The sequence below is a fragment of the Sphingobacterium sp. UBA7631 genome (assembly GCF_002483935.1).
GTDB lineage: Bacteria > Bacteroidota > Bacteroidia > Sphingobacteriales > Sphingobacteriaceae > Sphingobacterium > Sphingobacterium multivorum.
Genome location: NZ_DLIX01000003.1, coordinates 331,502 through 347,838, shown reverse-complemented (window position 1 = coordinate 347,838; position 16,337 = coordinate 331,502). Strand labels below are relative to the sequence as shown.

Below are 16,337 nucleotides of genomic sequence, written 5' to 3'. Positions count from 1 at the left end.
CTTTATCTTTTTTGTTTTTCCCTTCGTTTCCGTTGGGACTGCAAAGGTAGAAATCTTTTTTGAACTTCCAAAAACTTTCTGAAGTTTTTTTTCTTTTCTCTTTTTCCGATTTCCGCGCTCAACTCTCGCTAAACCCTTCTTTTTTCATGGTTCCTTCTTTTGAAGTAACCGTCCCTCCCTTGCGGAGTGGTGCAAAGATAGGGAGTTTACAAACAAACTTCCAAGCCTTTTGTTCTTATTTATTTCATTTTCCCCTTAACTGCCTGTAACGGTGCGAGATTCTTTTTGTAAAACAGGTGATCGCAGGGCTGGGATGGTTGATTCCGCAGCGGAATGGGACTGGGAACCGGACTTTGGTGCGGGCTTTACAGGGAAAGAGGGATGGACATTGTATTGTTCGATCTGTTTCTGCCTAAACTCAGGAACCACTTTGGTAGCCCTCTTGGCTCAATGCCCAATTGAAGATGGTGTACACTGGCGCAGCCGATGGACGGACGGATATTGATAAGGCCAGAAAGATCGCAGCGGAAAGAAACCGCAATGCAGGATATAACAGGGGACGGACGGATACCGTACTTTCTTATCTGTTTACTTAGGTTTAGTTTAGGGTTTAGTTAGGGTTTGTTTAGGTATAGTATAGGTTATATCTAAACAAACCCTAACTTATTGCTAAGCTAAATATAAACAAAAGCTAACCTAAGGAATAAGAAGCCCTCAACTTTTCTTTATTTACTGGGGAAGCATGGCTCATTTAGGGCAAACTAGGGTTCCGCCTCGTGGACAGGGCTCCGGCTGCTGCGCAGGGCTTGCGGGAACCTTCGGCTCCCATCTCCACCTGCTTCGTACCATGCTCGGGGCAGATTTGCCCTGCAACCGTGTTCTGTCCGTGTTGAGTCCGTGTTGAGTCCGAGTCTAAGCCCGCACTTACCCCGCTGCCAACACGGGCAAATGACGCTCCGAACGCGACCATATCCCCTGGATGCCCCTAAAAAAGGCCAACGCCAATCCGAACCGCAGCCGAAAAACTCCGCAGCGACGCTGCAACACGAAAACAACTCGGAAAAACACGCTATAAAGAAGGAAAAAACCATTTCGCAGTACTGATTTGCCGTACTGATTTCAAGCATCGGAATTAAATACAATGCTTATGAAGAAGTTAGCCTGTTATCGGCTTGAACGGCGACTGATCATAGCGCTCACATGGAATGACCAAAAGAGAACGATAGAATATACCTACAGGGACAAATGAGGTCTATTGAATCCTTATTACATAATAAGTATTAACACCACATAATTATATAAGTATTAGCGCTAACAAAATTATATAAGTAATAAAATTACATAGGCATTAACATGATGTAGAAGCATCCACGAATCCACACTAATGCAGCAAAATATACACAAACGATGCCACCTCTTATTGACTAAAAATTCAATAAATCATAGCATCGTTTATTACTGTATAAAGCGTGTTCGTACGAAGAAAAAGATCAAGAAAAAGCGTTCAGCCCCGTAATATCTTGTCCTGTGATCAATAAATGAATATCATGCGTCCCTTCATAGGTAACTACAGACTCTAGGTTCATCATATGTCGCATTATTGGGAAGTCACCGACAATCCCCATTCCGCCAAGAATCTGCCTAGATTCACGCGCTATCTGCAGCGCCATATTCACATTGTTCCGCTTTGCCATGGAGATTTGCTGAGGAGTAGCACGCCCCTCATTCTTGAGTACTCCTAAACGCCACGACAGCAACTGCGCCTTGGTAATTTCTGTCAGAAATTCCGCCAGCTTCTTTTGCTGCAATTGAAAACCGGCAATTGGCTTTTCAAACTGATGTCGCTCCAACGCATATTGAACCGCAGTTTCATAACAGTCTATTGCTGCTCCGATCACGCCCCATGAAATTCCATAGCGGGCCGAATTCAAACAGGAAAGTGGGCCACGCATTGAATTTACAGCAGGAAGTATATTTTCCGCAGGGATATAAACATCATGAAAAACCAATTCACCTGTTTTGGAAGCGCGCAACGACCACTTATGCATGGTCTCCGGAGTTTCAAAACCAGCCATTCCGCGCTCAACAATAACTCCCCGTACTTTCCCGGCCTCATCTCGCGCCCAAACGACGGCAATATCACAGATAGGCGAATTTGTAATCCACATCTTTGCTCCATTTAATAAAAAACCAGCTCCTTTTGCCGTCAATTTCGTTTCCATTCCACCCGGATCAGAACCATGATTAGGCTCAGTAAGCCCAAAAGAACCGACCAACTCCCCCGATGCCAACCGCGGTAAATATTTACGACGTTGCTCCTCACTACCAAAGGTATAAATCGGAAACATCACCAAAGAGGATTGCACCGATGCTGCCGAACGAATTGCCGAGTCGCCGGCTTCCAATTCCTGCATAATTAAGCCATAGGAAATCTGATCCAACCCTGCCCCACCATATTCGACAGGAATATAAGGTCCCAACGCTCCAATTGCCCCCAATTTAGGCATCAAACCCGCAATAGCACGGTGCTCCTGCGCCGCATCTTCAATGAAAGGCTTTATCTCTGTTTTCACAAAATCACGGACAGACTGCCGTATCAGTTTATGTTCTTCGGACAATAAATCGTCCACCTGGTAATAATCGGTATTAATCTGTTTGATCATGATATAGTCTACATTAGCTTATCTAAGATAACGATTATTTTTGACTGAACAATATTCAGAACAAACTTGTCAACAAAAAATTTATTTCATATATTTAAACTATTCCACGAATAAAATAAACCATTATGATAAAATCAGCGCTTAAAACACTTGGAATATCTTCCCAGAATTCAGGATCATCAACCGGACAGCAATGGTTTTCCGAAGGTAAAGAATTCGAATCCTTTTCACCTGTCGATGGAAAACTCATCGCAAACATAAAAAGTAGCAATCGTAAAGACTATGAAGCAGTCATTAAGCAGGCCGGAGATGCATTTTTACACTGGCGCCTACTGCCTGCTCCAAAAAGAGGAGACATCGTTCGCCAGTTGGGAGACAAGCTACGTGAGCTTAAACCTACTCTCGGAAAATTAGTTTCCTATGAAATGGGAAAATCTTACCAAGAAGGCATGGGTGAAGTCCAAGAGATGATCGATATCTGTGACTTCGCCTTGGGCCTATCCCGTCAATTGTATGGTAATACCATCCATTCGGAACGTCCTGGGCACCGCATGTACGATCAATATCATCCTTTGGGTGTCGTCGGTATTATTACAGCATTTAACTTTCCAGTGGCGGTATGGGCATGGAACACCGCCCTCGCCTTGGTCTGCGGCAACACTGTCGTCTGGAAACCCAGCGAAAAAACACCGTTATGTGCCATAGCTTGCCAAAAATTACTTGCAGAAATCTTACACAACAACGGGCTGCCCGAGGGAATATCCAACCTCATTATGGGCGACAGGGAAGTTGGCGAGTGGCTTTCGGCAGACAACCGCATCGCCTTAATTTCTGCAACAGGATCTACCCGAATGGGAAAAGAAGTCGCCGTTACCGTAGCCCAACGCCTTGGTAAAACACTTTTGGAGCTCGGTGGAAACAATGCGATCATCGTTACTCCAGACGCCGACTTAAAAATGACCATTATCGGTGCTGTATTTGGTGCCGTAGGTACAGCCGGACAACGCTGTACAAGTACCCGAAGACTTATTATCCATGAAAACATTTATGACAACGTCAAAAAACAACTGACAAAAGCTTATGGTCAATTAAAAATTGGTGACCCTTTGGACACGAAAAATCATGTAGGACCATTAATCGACAAAGCCGCCGTAAAATCATACTTAAACGCACTGGACAAAATTAAAACACAAGGGGGAAAAATGCTGATCAAGGGAAAGGTCCTTGAAGGCAAAGGGTATGAAAGTGGCTGTTATGTGCAGCCTGTCATTGCCGAAGTTGAAAATCATTATGAAATCGTACAGCATGAGACCTTTGCCCCTATTCTTTACTTAATCAAATACAAAGGGGATATCAGTGCGGCCATAGCACTTCAAAACAGCGTCGCCCAGGGATTGTCTTCTGCCGTTATGACCAACAACCTACGGGAAGCCGAGCTATTTCTCAGTGCTGCTGGCTCTGATTGTGGTATTGCCAACGTCAATATCGGCACATCGGGCGCCGAAATCGGAGGTGCTTTTGGAGGCGAAAAGGAGACTGGCGGAGGCCGGGAGTCTGGATCAGATGCCTGGAAAGCTTATATGCGCCGCCAGACAAATACAATCAATTATACAACTGACCTTCCCTTGGCACAAGGTATCAAATTTGATTTATAAACCATTTACACACAAAACTATGAGCAGCGTACATGAAAGATTAAGCAAACATATATTAGCCGATGGATTCCCTTTGGTTATGGATATGGAGAAATCCCATGGTTCTTATGTCGTGGATGAAAATGGGAATGAATACCTCGATATGTTCAGTATGTTTGCCTCCATGGCCGTGGGTTACAATCATCCACATTTGGTCAAACAACGTGACTTCCTGGGTAAAATGGCCGTCAATAAGCCAGCCATGTCAGATATTTACCCCAAAGAGTTTGCTGATTTTGTCGACACTTTTGACCGTGTAGCCATACCGAAAGAACTCCCCTATGCCTTTTTCATCTCGGGGGGAACACTCGCCGTGGAAAATGCCTTAAAAGCTGCCTTCGACTGGAAGACAAGGCTTAATTTCGCACAGGGAATACAAAAGGAAGCCAGCCAGGTCATTCACTTTAAACAGGCTTTTCATGGTAGATCGGGCTATACCCTGTCATTAACGAATACACAAGACCCCAGAAAATACCTTTATTTTCCAAAGTTCAACTGGCCACGCATTACCAATCCTAAATTGAGCTATCCCTTAACAAGCGAACATATCGATCAGACGATTGCTTTGGAGGAAAAAGCTGTCTCGGAAATACGTCAGGCGATCACGGCTAACCCCAACGATATTGCCTGCATTATTATTGAACCGATACAGGGTGAAGGTGGCGACAACCATTTTCGAAAGGAATTTTTCGTACAGCTTCGTCAAATATGTGATGAAAATCAGATCCTCTTAATTTTTGACGAGGTACAGACGGGATTGGGTATTACGGGAAAAATGTGGGCTTACCAACATTATAACGTCATTCCCGATATCATTGCCTTCGGCAAAAAAGCACAAGTCTGCGGTATACTGGCGAGCAAGGAAAAATTTGATCAGGTGGAACATCATGTCTTTCAAGAATCCAGTCGTATCAATTCGACATTTGGTGGCGATTTTATGGATATGCTCCGCTTTAAATTAATTCTTGAAGTCATAGAGCAAGAAAACCTGATTCAAAATGCGGCAGAAAAAGGGCGCTATCTACAAGATAAGCTCCAGGAACTGCTATCGAAAAAACCGCAGCTGTCCAATTTACGGGGTGAGGGTTTATTCGTTGCAGTGGATTTCGAATCGGAAGCTGCACGGAATGAATTTATCAAGAAAGCCTACGCCAATAAACTGATTATGTTAGGCTGTGGAGAGAAAAGTATCCGTTTTAGACCGCACCTCAATGTGAGCTATGAGGATATCGATAAAACGATAGCAATTATAGAAAAAAGTATTTCCTAAAAAGATATGCAATGCTAAAAGCTCTAAAATAGCCCATCGCATTGCATATTTTTTATAAACTATCTATCTTTACAGACATTGGGACGGTCGATATCGACCAGCTCGGAAATTCCATATTCATCAAACAAGTCTAAGAGTGCATCTGTGCCCTCTTCCAGTTTGTAATCCATCTCTTCTTTATACACGGGAATCATTGCATAAAAATTGATCAGATTACCATCTTTGGTCTTTAACTCCAAAAATTCCTCATCAAAACTTAGCATAGGCGGAAGCAGCAACATACAACCGAAACCTGTATTTGCAATATCTTCGGCTTCCATGCCATTGGGAATGGTATGCCCATAGCCCAGCCAGGTTTTGTACTCATGTGGAAACCGCGCTAATCTTTTCAAAAAGTATACCGGCCAATAATTATTGTCATCCTGAAATTCCTCTTCTCCAATCTTCCAATCAGCGGGCAGCACAACCATTAGCTCTGCGCGCTCATAAGACTCTTTGTTTTCCACTTCATCTGGAACACGCATAGCAAGGTCACTCATGCCCGAAGTAACCAATATATGATATGGATAGTTTGCACTTGGTTTAATCCAATGCACATCGATATGAACCAATTCGGAGATAATCTCATGGAATACCATATCGGGTTCGGCAATATATTTGGTCAAATGCTCCTCGATTTCATCCAGATAAACACATTGTACCTCCGGAAATAAGTTTTTAGGATCCTTATCATCAGATTGATCTTCATAACGGTAGACCGTAGAACCTCCGGCAGTAATTTCTGTATCTTTTTTATCAGGCGAAGATTCCTCCGCTCCGCTACTCATAATCTTTTTGACTTTATCCCAAAATGACATATTATCTTATAAATGGTGAAAATTTAAGCTATTCTTTTCTTATCAATTTATTCGATCACAGCAACGACAGGTTGCCTGAATCTTGTTTTAACCGGTTTTCCCTTGACCTGACCAGGCATCCATTGTGGCGACCGGCGCATAGCAGACAACACAGCCTTTGCAAACTCGGGGCTTACCTTATCGGGATTCTCGATTTCAATATTGCAGATCGCCCCATCCTCGCAAACAATAAATTTCAGAATTGCCGTTTGCCGAGATCCGTATTTTGCATAGGCCACACTGTCCATTGCCCGGACTGTTCCGGACAGATCCAGATTATTTTGTATAAATTTGGACCAGGCCACCACCCCGCCCTTGAAATAGGGAAAATCATCAACATGCTGTGCGATACTGTCTGCAGGGATATCCCGCTTAGCAATCACTTGTGCACTTGCGGAAGTACACCATACCATAAAAAGTAAAGCTGAAAAAAGAGTCTTGAATCCTGTTAAATACATACCCTATCCTATCCATAACCGTACCATTTAACGCTTATATAAGATAATTTATTACTTTAATTCTTTTGGACTAATTGAGCGGCCTAGCAATATCAGTAACAAACTCTCCTGCTTCGTCAACAAGAAAACTAATCGGATGCTCTGGATTTTTAATAATCTCGAACAAGGTCAAACCCCAAGGTTTCCAAAAATTTTCCAAAACTTGGCCATAGGTCTTGTTTTGCCAATGATCAAAGATAGGTTTCATCGACATATCTGCTAATGGCATCGGTTCAACATAGACTTTTTGCGGGGTATTTAAATAGGTATAATCTGGTAAACGATTAAATAAGTAGGCTGAATAAAAATAGCGTGCACACAATTCTTCAAACTGAATGGGATGCAATGTTTTGCCAGCAATAATCTTGAGGATATCTTCGTGATAAATATTGTTTGTGGCATTATCTTGAAGACAGGCGATTACAGCAAAGTCCTTCATGCGGATAGAAAAGATCAAGGTATTGATTTCATCACGATACATAAATGTATCGGGTGCATTCTCAACCGGTACAACAACCAATGAAAATGGGAAGGTATTTTCAAACTCCATCGGTACAACCAGCGACTGCAACATCGCATGGAGATTTGTAAAACGCTGTGCAAGCGCCTGAGAAAAGTTCATATCTTCGCCAGAAGCTTTTTGCTGCCGAATTCCCGCAAGAATTTCATTAAAGACCACCCCATAGATGATTTTTGTCATCCATTGAAACAATAATAAGGGATCCAACTGTTTGACGGCTTCATAACCTTGTTCAAACGACTGTTCTACCACACGTTCCATTTGTTCGATCGCTTCAGCTGCAGTTATGGAACAGGGGAGCTTCAACGATTTATAAGTCACCAGATTCTCATCCAGCATTTTAAAAGGTTTATCTTCCAATTGAAAAGATTTCATCATCCATACAGGAAACACCTGAATGGATTCTTCTTCCGATTGGAGTTTATTTCCTGTTAAAAAACAAATATCTGAATCAAACTGAAATTGTTTGAATGGATTATACAAAGTTGCCGCCATAATGCAGGCAAAGTTAAAACAAATCGAAAAGTCCGCAAGAAAAGCAAATTCTTATTACGATATGGTGACTTGTCTATTTAAACTTATTTTATTTTCAGAAATTTTTAAAAGTTCAAAAACTTTGAATAACTTTAATATAAGCAATTCATAAAAAGGACGAGAAAGCCGATCGGTTCAATAGTCCGATAAAAACAAATTAAGGTATTGGCAAAATAAAAGCACGATGGAATTACAAGAAGCAAAACAGCAATTTATAGACACCTGGGGGGCATTAGGTTCTGAATGGGGAATCAACAAGTCCGTTGCGCAAGTTCATGCCTTACTCCTCTCGGCAAGCAATCCCATGTCTACAGACGAGATTATGGAAAAGTTGGTGATCTCGCGCGGCAATGCCAATATGAGTATCCGACAATTGATCGATTATGGCATCGTCTACAAAAAGCATATTGCCGGCGACAGAAAAGAATATTTTGTTGCCGAGAAAGAAGTCTTAAAATGGGCCATGAAAATTGCGGTAATGCGTAAGCAAAAAGAACTTGACCCCGTTATGGATATTCTAAAGGATATCAGCCGAAATACAGAGAAGGATCAGACGGCAGAAGGTAAGGAATTCCATAAAACGGTCAAGGACATCCAAAATCTGACGGATCAACTCGAAACTATTACCAACAAGATTTTCAATACTAGCGGTGGAGATTTATTAATTAAATTGATCAAATTAATGATGTAGCATCATGAACTGGACTGTAAACACACTTGCCATGCATAAAATAGTCATCGCTGGAGGAACAGGTTTTGTTGGACAATATCTTTCCGAGAGATTTCAAACATTGGGTTACCAGGTTATCGTCATTGGCCGTCGGCAGGGCAATATCCTTTGGACCGATCGATCCGGCATTTCCGGTGCACTGGAAAATGCGGAGATGCTAATCAATCTAGCCGGAAAGTCTGTCAACTGTCGATATAACGAAAAAAATAAGGCCCAAATATTTTCTTCAAGAACAAAGACCACAACGATTCTTGGTGAGCTGATCGCAGGCTCTACCAATCCACCAAAATTGTGGCTCAACTCCAGTACAGCAACCATTTATCGGCACGCCGAAGATCGTCCGATGACCGAAAGTTCGGGGGGAGATCGGAACAGGTTTTTCTGTTGATGTTGCCAAATTATGGGAAAAGACTTTTTTCGACTTCAAATTGGAAAAGACAAGACAGGTGGCACTTCGGATGGCGATTGTTTTGGGTGCGGATGGAGGTGTTATCCTTCCTTTCAAAAATTTGGTTCGCGCTGGACTAGGAGGTATACAAGGAAATGGTCAGCAATATTTTAGCTGGATCCATATTGAAGATCTTTTTCAAATTATTTTATTCTTAAAAGATCATGGAGATATGGATGGTGTCGTCAATTGTGCGGCTCCCCACCCGATAATGAATAAGACTTTTATGGCGACTTTTCGACAAGTAATGAACCGTAACATTGGTCTACCATCTCCCAAATGGCTACTGGAAATAGGCGCTGCTTTAATTGGTACGGAGACAGAGCTGCTTTTAAAAAGCCGTTGGGTATTACCTGAAAAGTTGGAGAATAGTGGATTTACATTTAGGTTTCCAACGATATCAAGTGCTTTACAGGATATTCTACAGCAGGGGTAAAAATTGAAAAGATAAACGTGGGGTAAACCAATTTATCCCACGTTAACCTTAAAATTTTCAAATACAAGCGGCGCAGTAACAATAGCACCCTCGTTATTTTTCACCCCTTTAAACTCGGAGGTTTTTCCTTTCTCCAACAGGTTCTTCATCTCTTTTTCGTCGAGAAAGATACCATTCAATGTCCGCCAGATCTTAAAATCACATCCACGGGCATAATGGTCGCATTGGGCTACTTTATCGTAGAGCAAAATTAATCCCTGCTCACATTTCGGACATTTTATCTTTCCTTTTTGTTGAGGTTTAACTTCCTCTTGCGCGAGAGAAATCCGCAGCGTCAACAGTTCTTTTGTAATTTTGGCCGTATAGTCCTTAATATGTTTCATAAAAACATCATAGGACACTTTATTGGCTCGCATTTCCTCCAGCTTCTGCTCCCATTTACCGGTCAAGGTTACCTTGGCAATGGAACGATCTTTTACAAGATTGTATACCGCAAGTCCTTTTTCCGTTGGGATCAGTTTTTTCTTGTCGCGCTTAATATAATCCCGCTGGAAAAGTGTTTCGATAGTTGCGGCTCGTGTAGCAGGTGTACCAAGTCCACAGTCCTTCATAGCCTGCCGCATTTCATCGTCTTCAATTTCCTTTCCCGAAGTTTCCATGGCCTTCAATAAGGAGGCTTCGGTATGTATGGGTCTTGCTTTGGTAAAACGTTCGGCAAGTTCGAGGGTCAGAATCTGCAATAATTCCTCAGCTAACAGCTTCGGTAACTGCGCATTTTCATTATCCTGATCGTCATTGTTTTTATCTTCATCGGGCGCTTCGATCTGCTCCGCGGAAAGACGCCAGCCGTATTGCTTGATTACAGTACCTTTGGCGATAAGTTCAACCCCCTGCGCGTCAATTGTCACGGTGGTAATATCTTTTATACATACCTCCGAGAAACTTTCCACCATGCGCTTGGCGATCATATTGTAAACATTCTGTTGCTCTTTGAGCATGGGACCCGGCTTTTCATCCGTCACCAATAGGGCGTGGTGATCGGTTACCTTTTTGTCATCGACAGAACGTTTGTTCAATTTTGCACCGATCAGATTTTTTGCGATCGACGAGATGGATTCATCTGCGGTATCCGACAAATGTTGAAAAAGTGCGCCAATTTCTTCAAAAACATCCTCACCGATGTAACGGGAACCCGTACGCGGATAAGTGATGACCTTCTTTTCGTAAAGTGTTTGCGCAATACTCAGTGTCTGATCGGCCGAATAACCATACTTCTTATTTGCATCCTGTTGCAGCGATGTCAAATCAAATAGCAAGGGCGGTTGCTCTTTTGTTTCTTTGGCTTCCACCTTTGCCACGCGGGCATTGGAACCAACGGTCAATCGCGCAATGGTTTGCTCGGCGACATCCTTTTTATCGATCTTATTGGAGGTTGCCTTAAAACTGATATTATCTTTTTCAAAACCGGCCTGAATTTTATAGAATGCCTGGGGTTTAAAGTCTTTATTTTCCAGATAGCGCGAACAGATCATGGCCAAGGTTGGCGTCTGAACGCGGCCCAAAGAAAGTAATCCTTTATTCCCGGCCGCCAAGGTGATGGCCTGCGTCGCATTGATACCGATGAGCCAGTCCGATTCCGAACGTGAACGGGCAGACATGTACAGGCTATCGTATTCCGTACCTGCTTTCAAATTGGCAAATCCTTCTTTAATGGCTTTATCCGTTTGGCTCGATATCCAAAGGCGTTTAAAAGGTACTTTAGAACCTAAAAAATAGTATATATTACGAAAGATCAATTCACCCTCCCGTCCCGCATCGGTAGCCACAATGATTTCTTCGGCCTGTTCCAACAGGGATTTTATGGTGTTGAGTTGCTTAACTGCTCCGGTATCATCCATCTGCTTGCCATCACGCTTCACTTTCTTCGATTCTAGCTTAAATGTTGGTGGAATGATCGGCAAATTAGAAATTGTCCACGAATTGTATCCGTAAGCCTGTGGCGTACAGAGTTGAACCAAATGGCCAAAAGCATACGTAAAAGCATAGCCATTGCCGGCGATATAACCGTCTTTGACTTCCTTCGCCCCCATAACTCGAGCCAGATCACGCGCCACGGAGGGCTTTTCAGCAATTACAACCTTCATTTTAGATATGAGATGTTAGATTTTCATCCGAGACTTTAGGATAATACCCTCAGGTATTACAGCGAGTCTCAATTTAATATTGATATTTTACCCCTTTACCTGAAACGTCCCTATTCTATGGATGGTATTGTTATTCCCTTGATTTTACGGTACAGCTCTATGGCATAAACGTCAGTCATACCTGAAACAAAATCCAATACACAACGGATTTTGGAATACGAATCTTGTTTATCCGTATAAAATTGTTCAGGAATTAATGCAACGAGCTTTTTATCGTAATTGTTCTTGTTCTTCTTTAGGTATGCCGGAACAAACTCTTTTAATAGGGCATCCATCACCCGGTAACCAGCAATCTCAATTTGCACAACAGTGGGCGCATTATAGATTTTTGCAATGGAAATCTTCGAGATTTTTTTCATTTGTGTAACAATGTCCTCATCTAAAGCATCCATCAATGCTGATCCGAAAGTTCCTGACAGAAATTTGTCCTGCTCACGTACAAAGACATCAACACATCCTTTAATCAAGGTATTGATCGCTTTAGCACGCAACAATGCTACACGGCTTGGGGTATCCAGCAATCCATCGAGCCTGTCGCGAAGATTTTCTTTGCCACAGAGCGGCAATAGTAATTCTTCCACTTCTTGATAGGACAATATCTTAAGATGATGTGCATCTTCCAAATCAATAATATTGTAACAAATATCATCCGCAGCCTCCACGAGATAAACCAAAGGATGTCTTAGGTAGCCCTTTGAATTGGAAGGATCTTTTAATAATCCCAATTCATTAGCAACCTTCTCAAATGCTTTTTGTTCTTCCGTAAAAAAGCCATATTTCTTGCGATGATGGCTTTTCTTGAGGTGGCCATCAATTGCCAGACAGGGGTATTTTACAATGGAAGCCAGGGAAGTATAGGTCAATGCAAAACCTTTGGGATCCTTTCCTTGAAAGGCATGTGTCAGAATCCGTAGCGCATTGGCATTTCCTTCAAAGTGGGTCAGATCGGCCCATTCTTCGGCTGTTACCTGCTCTTGGTATTTACGTCCATCGCCATCTGTGAAATATGTGGAAATAGCGGATTCACCCGAGTGACCAAAGGCCGGGTTGCCCAGGTCATGTGACAAACATGCCGCAGAGATAATATTTCCTACTTCTTGCAAAAAAGGGTAATCATTATCCAGGTTTGGATTTTCCTCTTTCAACTGTGCATAAAACATACGTCCCAAAGAGCGTCCTACACTGGCAACTTCTAAACTATGTGTCAACCTATTGTGCACGAATACAGCGCCAGGAAGTGGAAAAACCTGCGTTTTATTCTGTAATCTCCGAAATGGGGATGAAAAGATCAAACGATCATAATCCCGTTGAAATTCCGACCGGGCCACCAGGTAACTATCTACGCTCCGATCTTCGTAACCCCAGCGCTTTGCAGAGAGCAAATCTTTCCAATTCATTTTTTCAGACATAGCGCAAACTTAGATAAATTTGCCTTTAAATACAATTATAATCATAGGAGACCGGCTCAGAAATTCCCCGAATGACTGTGCACATATCCCTATATTTTACTGCTGTTATTTACCTGTCCAGGAGTCATTTTTGCAACAGTATCCTGGATTGCATTTCAAAATGACAAATTTTACAAACAGCTGTTGTCAAAGTCATTTTTATACTGGTTATATTCTGTATCTTTAACCTAAATACCAATAGGGATTCATCATGACGAAATATCAAACACTTATTCCAAAACATTTTGAAGGTACAATTGACGGCAAAAACACGCATTTGCTCTTATTAAAAAACGAAGGGGGCATGCAAGTCCTCTTAACGGACTACGGTGCGCGTATTGTCAGCATTTTGGTACCTGATAACAAGGGAAATTTGGTGGATGTTGCACTGGGCTTCGATTCCATTCAGGCCTACCTGGATTCTGATGAGAAATACCATGGCTGCACAGCGGGGCGTTTCGCCAATCGCATTGCTGAAGGCAAATTTGAAATAAACGGAAAACACTATACGCTTCCGCAAAACAATGGCAATAATTGTCTTCATGGTGGTATTTCGGGCTTTCATGATAAGGTTTGGGACAGAAGGGTCACTTATCAATCGCACGTCGAATTTTATTATGTTTCCCAAGATGGTGAAGAAGGATTTCCAGGGAATCTAAAAGTTATGGTTTCTTATACCCTAACCAGAAATAACGAGATTATTATCAAATATCATGCGCAATCGGATGCCGATACGCACGTCAACCTGACCAATCATACGTACTTCAATCTGGATGGGGAAGGCAGTGGCGACGTATTGCAGCAGATCCTTCAAATCAATTCAGATGAGGTCTTATTTGTAGACGACAACCAGATACCCAATGCAATAGTACCTGTGGAGGGCACCGCCTTCGACTTCCGCATACCAAAACCTATTGTGCAAGATATTACTGCAAATAACGAACAATTGATCGCTGCCAAAGGATATGATCATTGTTATGTCAACAACCAGCCTATTTCGCAGCCTTGTTCAACAGTCTATTCTAAAAACACGGGCATTCAGCTGGATGTCTTTACAACGGAGCCGGGCGTACAACTCTATACAGCAAACTGGATGACCGGAAATGATTTTGGCAAAAGAGGTTACAAGTATCTTCCTTATGCCGGATTCTGTCTGGAAACTCAGCATTTTCCGGATACACCCAATCAAGCGGAATTTCCTTCAACTTTGTTAAAAGCAGGCGAATCATTCGACTCCGAGACACATTTTAAGTTCTCCATAAAAAAATAAGAACATAAAACGGCCGATAAGCACATGCTTACCGGCCGTTTTATGTTGATGTGCTATTTCCTCTGTAGGGCTACAGCATATTTTTTATTTTAAAAGGTCATCCAATGCTGATTCGACTTTTTCAAAACCAAAAGTTGCTTTGACCTCACCGAACATCCGTTGAATCTGATCATTGCAGAGATTTCCAATACTTCCTTCATGGGTATGATTTACCTCTTTTGATGGCTTGAAGCGCCCTTCATCAATATCAATCCCGATAGTCCTGTAAGCCTCGCGGAAAGGAACTCCTTTCAGAACTTCATTGTTCACGACTTCAACAGAGAACAAATAATCGTATTTTGGATCGTCCAGGATATTGTCTTTAACAGAAATGTTTTCCAACATGAAAGTTGCGATTTCAAGACATTCATTGAGCGATTTAAACGCCGGGAATAAATTTTCCTTTAACAACTGAAGATCTCTATGGTAACCCGATGGCAGGTTGGTCGTCATCAGCGCAATTTCATTTGGCAAGGCCTGTATCTTATTACAACGTGAACGGATCAACTCAAAGACATCGGGATTTTTCTTGTGTGGCATGATGCTCGATCCCGTAGTCAAATGTGCCGGAAAAGAGATAAAGCCAAAATTTTGGTTGATATATAGACATACATCCATTGCAAACTTGGCCAACGTCGCCGCGATGGAACTCATGCCCTGTGCCAAGATACGTTCGGTTTTACCTCTACCCATCTGAGCATAAACCACATTGTAATTGAGGTCTTCAAATCCTAACAATTGCGTCGTCATCGTTCTATTCAATGGAAAGGATGATCCATACCCTGCAGCAGATCCTAAAGGATTCTTATTACAAACCTTCCATGCTGCACGCATCATCTCCAGATCATCCACAAGACTTTCGGCGTAAGCACCAAACCATAATCCAAACGATGAAGGCATGGCAATCTGCAAGTGCGTGTATCCAGGGATCAGAATATGCTTATACCGCTCGCTGAGTTGGATCAATTCATTAAAAAGAGCCTCCGTATTCTGGATGATATGCTGAATCTCTGAGCGGAAGTATAATTTTAGATCGACCAAAACCTGGTCGTTACGGGATCTGCCGGAGTGAATTTTTTTACCAGCCTCTCCAATACGCTGTGTAAGCAACATTTCAACCTGCGAATGCACATCTTCTACCGAGTCTTCAATACGAAAGTCACCGGCTAAAATTTCTTTATAGATATTTTTCAGTTCTTTTTGTACAAGCGCTAGATCCTCATCGGTCATCAGGTTTATGCTATTCAACATGCGTGTATGGGCCAATGAACCCAAAACATCCGCAGCAGCAAGTTGCAGGTCCATTACGCGGTCATTGCCCACTGTAAACGATTCTACAAAAGAATCGACATCTATATTTTTTTGCCAGATTTTCATTCGTATAATTTCTTTTTGATCCTGTTATTTTCAAAAGCCTTTGGTCGGTTTAGTGTTGATTGAAGCTTCTGATAATTCTATCACATACAATTTTTACAAAAATACCAATTGCAAATGGTTATATCAATGCAAAGATTGCATACATTTTGCTCAGAAAATTGGATGAAAAACAAAAAATCAGGTGGAAAAAAAAGACTGTTACAAAAAAAATAAAATGTTAAAAGTTTGTTAAATCGCGATAAACACACATTATAAGTAACCACTCACTTTATTTTTAAAAGTTATTTTGTCAGTTTTTTAAGTATTCCTAT

14 protein-coding genes are annotated in these 16,337 nt (G+C 42.0%); 7 read left to right on the top strand and 7 right to left on the bottom strand.

Going from position 1 to position 16,337, the window contains the following annotated elements; genetic code table 11:
• Positions 1-271: 271 nt before the first annotated feature.
• On the top strand, positions 272-505 hold the full coding sequence (locus B3P16_RS04785) for a hypothetical protein (RefSeq protein WP_286841583.1): 234 nt from the start codon (positions 272-274) through the stop codon (positions 503-505).
• 985 nt (positions 506-1,490) lie between these two features.
• On the opposite strand, the gene B3P16_RS04780 is transcribed toward B3P16_RS04785, so the two are convergent.
• Positions 1,491-2,663 carry an acyl-CoA dehydrogenase family protein gene (locus B3P16_RS04780; protein ID WP_286754845.1) on the bottom strand — a complete coding sequence of 391 codons (1,173 nt, stop codon included), beginning with the start codon at positions 2,661-2,663 and terminating at the stop codon, positions 1,491-1,493.
• A gap of 125 nt (positions 2,664-2,788) precedes the next feature.
• Here B3P16_RS04780 and B3P16_RS04775 point away from each other — a divergent pair, with 125 nt between their 5' ends.
• Entirely contained in the window at positions 2,789-4,318 is a 1,530-nt protein-coding gene (locus B3P16_RS04775) for an aldehyde dehydrogenase family protein (protein ID WP_286841582.1), read from the top strand.
• 19 nt (positions 4,319-4,337) lie between these two features.
• Entirely contained in the window at positions 4,338-5,627 is a 1,290-nt protein-coding gene (gene lat, locus B3P16_RS04770) for an L-lysine 6-transaminase (protein ID WP_286841580.1), read from the top strand.
• Positions 5,628-5,686: 59 nt separating this feature from the next.
• Here lat and B3P16_RS04765 read toward each other — a convergent pair whose 3' ends face one another.
• The 3 genes from B3P16_RS04765 to B3P16_RS04755 form a co-directional block, all read right to left on the bottom strand.
• Positions 5,687-6,454, bottom strand: a complete 768-nt coding sequence (locus tag B3P16_RS04765) for a suppressor of fused domain protein (RefSeq protein WP_286770667.1) — start codon at positions 6,452-6,454, stop codon at positions 5,687-5,689.
• A 77-nt stretch (positions 6,455-6,531) separates the two neighbouring features.
• Positions 6,532-6,981 (bottom strand): energy transducer TonB, encoded by a 450-nt coding sequence (locus B3P16_RS04760; RefSeq protein ID WP_286841579.1) that lies wholly within the window; start codon positions 6,979-6,981, stop codon positions 6,532-6,534.
• A gap of 70 nt (positions 6,982-7,051) precedes the next feature.
• Entirely contained in the window at positions 7,052-8,035 is a 984-nt protein-coding gene (locus tag B3P16_RS04755) for a hypothetical protein (protein WP_286754841.1), read from the bottom strand.
• A gap of 223 nt (positions 8,036-8,258) precedes the next feature.
• Here B3P16_RS04755 and B3P16_RS04750 point away from each other — a divergent pair, with 223 nt between their 5' ends.
• From B3P16_RS04750 to B3P16_RS04740, 3 genes are read left to right on the top strand one after another with little or no spacing between them, the layout of a single operon-like run.
• The gene (locus tag B3P16_RS04750) at positions 8,259-8,765 is read left to right on the top strand and encodes a GbsR/MarR family transcriptional regulator (protein ID WP_286770665.1); all 507 of its coding nucleotides are present in this window, start codon (positions 8,259-8,261) and stop codon (positions 8,763-8,765) included.
• A gap of 4 nt (positions 8,766-8,769) precedes the next feature.
• Entirely contained in the window at positions 8,770-9,192 is a 423-nt protein-coding gene (locus B3P16_RS04745; protein WP_286841578.1) for an NAD-dependent epimerase/dehydratase family protein, read from the top strand.
• Between the two features lie 40 nt (positions 9,193-9,232).
• Entirely contained in the window at positions 9,233-9,688 is a 456-nt protein-coding gene (locus B3P16_RS04740) for a DUF1731 domain-containing protein (protein ID WP_286841576.1), read from the top strand.
• A 32-nt stretch (positions 9,689-9,720) separates the two neighbouring features.
• On the opposite strand, the gene B3P16_RS04735 is transcribed toward B3P16_RS04740, so the two are convergent.
• Together B3P16_RS04735 and B3P16_RS04730 are read right to left on the bottom strand one after the other, a co-directional pair.
• The gene (locus tag B3P16_RS04735; protein WP_286841574.1) at positions 9,721-11,832 is read right to left on the bottom strand and encodes a type IA DNA topoisomerase; all 2,112 of its coding nucleotides are present in this window, start codon (positions 11,830-11,832) and stop codon (positions 9,721-9,723) included.
• Between the two features lie 110 nt (positions 11,833-11,942).
• Entirely contained in the window at positions 11,943-13,301 is a 1,359-nt protein-coding gene (locus tag B3P16_RS04730) for a deoxyguanosinetriphosphate triphosphohydrolase (protein WP_286727371.1), read from the bottom strand.
• Positions 13,302-13,551: 250 nt separating this feature from the next.
• On the opposite strand from B3P16_RS04730, the gene B3P16_RS04725 reads away from it, so the two are divergent.
• The gene (locus B3P16_RS04725; RefSeq protein ID WP_286841572.1) at positions 13,552-14,610 is read left to right on the top strand and encodes an aldose epimerase family protein; all 1,059 of its coding nucleotides are present in this window, start codon (positions 13,552-13,554) and stop codon (positions 14,608-14,610) included.
• 84 nt (positions 14,611-14,694) lie between these two features.
• Here B3P16_RS04725 and argH read toward each other — a convergent pair whose 3' ends face one another.
• Positions 14,695-16,026, bottom strand: a complete 1,332-nt coding sequence (gene argH, locus B3P16_RS04720) for an argininosuccinate lyase (RefSeq protein ID WP_070562017.1) — start codon at positions 16,024-16,026, stop codon at positions 14,695-14,697.
• Positions 16,027-16,337 lie beyond the last annotated feature (311 nt).